The organism is Pseudomonas sp. UBA6323 (genome assembly GCF_002439135.1).
Taxonomy (GTDB): Bacteria; Pseudomonadota; Gammaproteobacteria; order Pseudomonadales; family Pseudomonadaceae; genus Aquipseudomonas.
On record NZ_DJSX01000110.1, the window covers coordinates 1 to 5,283 of the forward strand.

Consider the following 5,283-nt stretch of genomic DNA (forward strand, 5'->3'; position numbering starts at 1 on the left):
CACCCAGCTGCGTGAAAAGCAGAAAGTCCGTCGTATCTACGGCGTTCTGGAGCGTCAGTTCAGCGGTTACTACAAGCAAGCTGCCAGCCAGAAGGGCGCCACCGGCGAAAACCTGCTGCAACTGCTGGAGTGCCGTCTGGATAACGTGGTTTACCGTATGGGCTATGGTGCTACCCGCGCCGAATCCCGTCAGCTGGTTTCGCACAAAGCAATCAGCGTCAACGGTCAGACCGTAAACGTACCGTCCTACCAGGTTAAAGCTGGCGACGTCGTTGCTGTTCGCGAGAAATCGAAGAACCAGCTGCGCATCGCTCAGGCTCTCGAGCTCTGCGCCCAGCGCGGCCGTGTTGAGTGGGTAGAAGTAGACGCCGAGAAGAAGTCTGGTGTGTTCAAGAACGTACCGGCTCGTAGCGATCTGTCCGCTGACATCAACGAGAGCCTGATTGTCGAGCTCTACTCCAAGTAAGGGCTAGAAAATAGGTGCATCCATGCAGATTTCGGTAAATGAGTTCCTGACCCCCCGTCACATCGATGTGCAGGAGGTCAGTCCGACCCGCGCCAAGATCACCCTCGAGCCTCTCGAGCGTGGTTTCGGCCATACCCTGGGCAACGCGCTGCGTCGCATCCTGTTGTCCTCCATGCCTGGCTGTGCAGTAGTCGAGGCCGAGATCGACGGCGTACTCCACGAGTACTCCGCGATCGAAGGTGTGCAGGAAGATGTCATCGAGATCCTGCTCAACCTGAAAGGTCTGGCTATCAAGCTGCACGGCCGTGACGAAGTGACCCTGACTCTGGCTAAGAAGGGCCCGGGCGTAGTTACCGCTGCCGATATTCAGCTGGATCACGATGTCGAAATCGTCAATGGCGACCACGTCATCGCCAACTTGGCCGCCAATGGCTCGCTGAACATGAAGCTCACCGTAGCTCGTGGTCGCGGCTATGAGCCGGCAGACGCTCGTCAGAGCGACGAAGATGAAAGCCGCAGCATTGGTCGCTTGCAGCTGGATGCTTCGTTCAGCCCTGTGCGTCGGGTTGCTTACGTGGTGGAAAACGCCCGTGTCGAGCAGCGCACCAACCTGGACAAACTGGTTATCGACCTGGAAACCAACGGTACCCTGGATCCTGAAGAGGCTATCCGCCGTGCCGCGACCATCCTGCAGCAGCAGCTGGCCGCGTTCGTGGATCTCAAAGGTGACAGCGAGCCTGTTGTGGTCGAGCAGGAAGACGAGATCGATCCGATCCTGCTGCGTCCTGTCGATGACCTGGAGCTGACCGTACGTTCGGCCAACTGCCTCAAGGCAGAGAACATCTACTACATCGGTGACCTGATTCAGCGCACCGAAGTAGAGCTGCTCAAAACCCCGAACCTGGGCAAGAAATCCCTGACCGAAATCAAGGATGTTCTGGCTTCTCGCGGTCTGTCCCTCGGTATGCGCCTCGACAACTGGCCGCCGGCAAGTCTGAAGAAAGACGATAAGGCCACTGCCTGATCGTCATCATCACCGAACGAACAAGTTTGGTAAGGAATTGAACCATGCGTCATCGTAAAAGTGGCCGTCACCTCAGCCGCACCAGCGCTCACCGCAAGGCCATGTTCCAGAACATGGCGGTCTCGCTGTTCGAGCACGAGCTGATCAAAACTACCCTGCCGAAAGCCAAGGAACTGCGTCGCGTTGCCGAGCCGCTGATCACCCTGGCCAAGGAAGACAGCGTTGCCAACCGTCGTCTGGCCTTCGATCGTACCCGTTCGAAAGCCATCGTCGGCAAGCTGTTCAACGATCTGGGCAAGCGCTACGCCACCCGTAACGGCGGCTACCTGCGTATCCTCAAGTGCGGCTTCCGCGCTGGCGACAACGCTCCGATGGCTTACGTTGAACTGGTCGACCGTCCGGTCGGCGGTTCGGTAGAAGCTGCCGAGTAAGTTGCTGGTTGTACAAGAAACCGGGCCTAGTGCCCGGTTTTTTGTTGCCTGGATTTACGCATTTCAATGCCGTTGCCTGAGTGTTTTCAAACGAATTCTGGCGCTGGTTGTCGACTTTGGCTTCCGAAAGAAATTAACTATCGAGCCGTTTCGCTTGATGAATTGGTTCGCCCTGCTGGCTGGGGCTAGGCTTGTCCCATCGTTGGTCGCAGGCGCTGCGATCGACCCGATGAGGAGAAGGAGAGAAGCATGTCGAACCAAGGTAAATGTCCGTTCAACCACGTTGCCGGTGGCGGTACGACCAACAAAGATTGGTGGCCGAATCAGTTGCGTGTGGACCTGCTGAACCAGCATTCCGACCGATCCAACCCCCTGGGCGAACAGTTCAACTACGCCGAAGCGTTCAAAAAGCTCGACTACAAGGCACTGAAAGCCGATCTGGTTCGGCTGATGACCGATAGCCAGGACTGGTGGCCCGCCGACTTCGGCCACTACGGCCCGCAGTTCGTCCGCATGGCCTGGCACTCCGCCGGTACCTATCGCACCACCGACGGGCGTGGTGGTGGCGGTCGTGGCCAGCAGCGCTTCGCACCGCTGAACTCCTGGCCGGACAACGTCAACATCGACAAGTCGCGCCGCCTGCTGTGGCCGATCAAGCAGAAGTATGGCCAGTCCATCTCCTGGGCTGACCTGTACATCCTCGCCGGTAACGTCGCGCTGGAATCCATGGGCTTCCGTACCTTCGGCTTCGCCGGCGGGCGTGAGGACGTGTGGGAGCCGGATCAGGACGTCAACTGGGGCGCCGAAGTCGCCTGGCTGGGGGTCGATCCCAAGCGTGTCAGCGACGAGCGTGAATTGACCGCTCCGTTTGGCGCCACGCACATGGGTCTGATCTACGTGAACCCGGAGGGCCCGAACGCCAGTGGCGACTACCTTGCCGCGGCCAAGGACATTCGCGCCACCTTCTACCGCATGGCGATGGATGATGAGGAGATCGTCGCGTTGATCGCCGGCGGCCACACCTTCGGCAAGTGTCACGGCGCTGCGCCCGAGTCGCATAAAGGCCCGGAGCCGGAGGGCTCGCCCATCGAAGCCCAAGGCCTGGGCTGGACCAGCAACTTCGGCAGCGGTTTCGGCAAGGACACCGTTTCCAGCGGCCTCGAGGTCACCTGGACGAAGACCCCGGCACTGTGGAGCAACAACTTCTTCGAGAACCTGTTCAAGTTCGAATGGGAACTGACCAAGTCGCCTGCCGGCGCCAAGCAGTGGGTGGCCAAGGATGCACCGGAGATCATTCCGGACGCGCATGTGCCGGGCAAATTCCACAAGCCGAGCATGCTCACCACTGACCTGACCCTGCGTTTCGATCCCGAGTTCGGCAAGATCTCCAAGCGCTTCTACGAAGATCCGCAGGCCTTCGCCGATGCCTTCGCGCGCGCCTGGTACAAGCTGACTCACCGCGACATGGGGCCGAAAGCCCGTTATCTGGGCCCGGAAGTGCCGAAGGAAGACCTGATCTGGCAAGACCCGCTGCCGGCGGCCACGCACAACCCGACCGCCGCCGACATCGCCGACCTGAAGGCGAAGATCGCGGCCTCCGGACTGTCGGTCGGTGATCTGGTATCCGTGGCCTGGGCTTCGGCCTCGACCTTCCGCGGTGGTGACAAGCGCGGCGGCGCCAACGGTGCGCGTCTGGCCCTGGCGCCGCAGAAGGATTGGGCGGTCAACCAGCGGGCGATGGCGGTGCTGCCGAAGTTGGTGGAAATCCAGCAGGCTTCGGCCAGGGCGTCGCTGGCAGACGTGATCGTGCTGGCCGGCAACGTCGGTGTCGAGCTGGCGGCCAAGGCTGCCGGTGTCGTGGTGGACGTGCCGTTCGCCGCGGGGCGCGTCGACGCGCGTCAGGACCAGACCGATGTCGAATCCTTCGATGTGCTGGAATCGGCTGCCGATGGCTTCCGCAACTACAGCAAGGGCGATCTGGGTGTACCCACCGAGACCATGCTGGTGGACAAAGCGCAGATGCTCACCCTTACCGCGCCGGAGCTGACCGCGCTGGTCGGCGGCCTGCGTGTACTGGGTGCCAACCATGACGGCAGCCAGCACGGCGTGTTCACCGACAGGGTCGGCGTGCTGTCCAACGATTTCTTCGTTAATCTGCTGGATATGGGCACCGTGTGGAAGGCCACCGATGACAGCAACGAAGTCTTCGAAGGGCGTACGCGCAAGGACGCTCTGGTGAAATACACCGCTACCCGCAACGACCTGGTGTTCGGCTCCAACGCGGTGCTGCGCGCTTACGCCGAGGTGTATGCCAGCGCTGACGGCAAGGAGAAGCTAATCAAGGACTTCGTCGCCGCCTGGACCAAGGTGATGAACCTGGATCGTTTCGACCTGGCCTGAGCCTGACCGGCGCATCGTTGGTGCGTCAGTAAACCGCAACGCCTCCCTCGTGGAGGCGTTGTGCTTTTGCTTGACCGAACCCCGTGTCAGGCGGAGCATTACTCCCTGTTCATGAATGCAACAAGGAATGCCCGGCATGAAAGGCCACACCGAAGTCGTCGACTATCTCAAGCATCTGCTCAAAGGCGAGCTGGCCGCTCGTGACCAGTATTTCATCCACTCACGGCTGTATGAGGACTGGGGCTTCGGCAAGCTCTACGAACGCATCAATCACGAGATGGAAGAGGAAACCCAGCACGCCGATGCGTTGCTCAAGCGCATCATTTTCCTCGAGGGCGTGCCGGACATGGTGCCCAACGCCTTCACGTTCGGGCAGACCGTGCCCGAGGCGCTGAAGCTGGATCTGGCCCTGGAGTACGAAGTGCGTGCGGCCCTGAGCAAGGGCATCGAACTGTGCGAGAAACATCAGGATTACCAGACCCGCGACATCCTGCTGCTGCAGCTCAAGGACACCGAGGAAGATCACGCCTATTGGCTGGAAATCCAGCTGCAGCTGATCGACAAGCTGGGGCTGGAGAAGTACCTGCAAAGTCAGATGTAAGCGACAAGCTTCAAGCTGCAAGCCACAAGAAAAAGCCAGAGCTCATGCTCTGGCTTTTCGTTTCTGCTCTTACTTGCTGCTTGAGGCTTGTCGCTTGTCGCTGTCTCTTTCCAGCAACGGCTTGAGGAAGTGCCCGGTGTGCGAAGCCGGGTTGGCCGCCACTTCTTCCGGGGTGCCGGTGGCGATGATCATACCGCCCTTGGAGCCGCCCTCGGGGCCGAGATCCACCAGCCAGTCGGCGGTCTTGATCACGTCCAGGTTGTGTTCGATCACCACCACGGTGTTGCCGTGGTCGCGCAGGCGGTGCAGCACGTCGAGCAGTTGCTGGATATCGGCGAAATGCAGGCCGGTGGTCGGCTCG

General features: G+C 60.3%; 6 protein-coding genes. 5 read left to right on the forward strand and 1 reads right to left on the reverse strand.

Annotated features, from left to right (window positions below; translation table 11 throughout):
• The 5 genes from rpsD to bfr all read left to right on the forward strand — a co-directional run.
• Positions 1-466, forward strand: a 466-nt coding sequence (rpsD, locus tag B3P22_RS23470; RefSeq protein WP_296272841.1) for a 30S ribosomal protein S4, incomplete at its 5' end; no start/stop codon positions are given.
• A gap of 22 nt (positions 467-488) precedes the next feature.
• Positions 489-1,490, forward strand: a complete 1,002-nt coding sequence (locus B3P22_RS23475; RefSeq protein ID WP_003243938.1) for a DNA-directed RNA polymerase subunit alpha — start codon at positions 489-491, stop codon at positions 1,488-1,490.
• A gap of 44 nt (positions 1,491-1,534) precedes the next feature.
• Positions 1,535-1,921 carry a 50S ribosomal protein L17 gene (rplQ, locus tag B3P22_RS23480; RefSeq protein ID WP_003243945.1) on the forward strand — a complete coding sequence of 129 codons (387 nt, stop codon included), beginning with the start codon at positions 1,535-1,537 and terminating at the stop codon, positions 1,919-1,921.
• Positions 1,922-2,170: 249 nt separating this feature from the next.
• Positions 2,171-4,321 carry a catalase/peroxidase HPI gene (gene katG / locus B3P22_RS23485; protein ID WP_296272844.1) on the forward strand — a complete coding sequence of 717 codons (2,151 nt, stop codon included), beginning with the start codon at positions 2,171-2,173 and terminating at the stop codon, positions 4,319-4,321.
• Positions 4,322-4,457: 136 nt separating this feature from the next.
• Positions 4,458-4,922, forward strand: coding sequence for a bacterioferritin (gene bfr, locus B3P22_RS23490; protein ID WP_275547609.1), 465 nt, complete (start codon positions 4,458-4,460; stop codon positions 4,920-4,922).
• A 69-nt stretch (positions 4,923-4,991) separates the two neighbouring features.
• On the opposite strand, the gene B3P22_RS23495 is transcribed toward bfr, so the two are convergent.
• Positions 4,992-5,283: hypothetical protein (locus B3P22_RS23495; RefSeq protein ID WP_296272847.1), on the reverse strand; the 292-nt coding region annotated here is incomplete at its 5' end.

Bases quoted from the DNA above. Each gene is read 5' to 3' on its own strand.
- rplQ (WP_003243945.1), top strand. From the start codon at position 1,535: ATGCGTCATCGTAAAAGTGGCCGTCACCTCAGCCGCACCAGCGCTCAC.
- B3P22_RS23475 (WP_003243938.1), top strand. From the start codon at position 489: ATGCAGATTTCGGTAAATGAGTTCCTGACCCCCCGTCACATCGATGTG.
- bfr (WP_275547609.1), top strand. From the start codon at position 4,458: ATGAAAGGCCACACCGAAGTCGTCGACTATCTCAAGCATCTGCTCAAA.
- katG (WP_296272844.1), top strand. From the start codon at position 2,171: ATGTCGAACCAAGGTAAATGTCCGTTCAACCACGTTGCCGGTGGCGGT.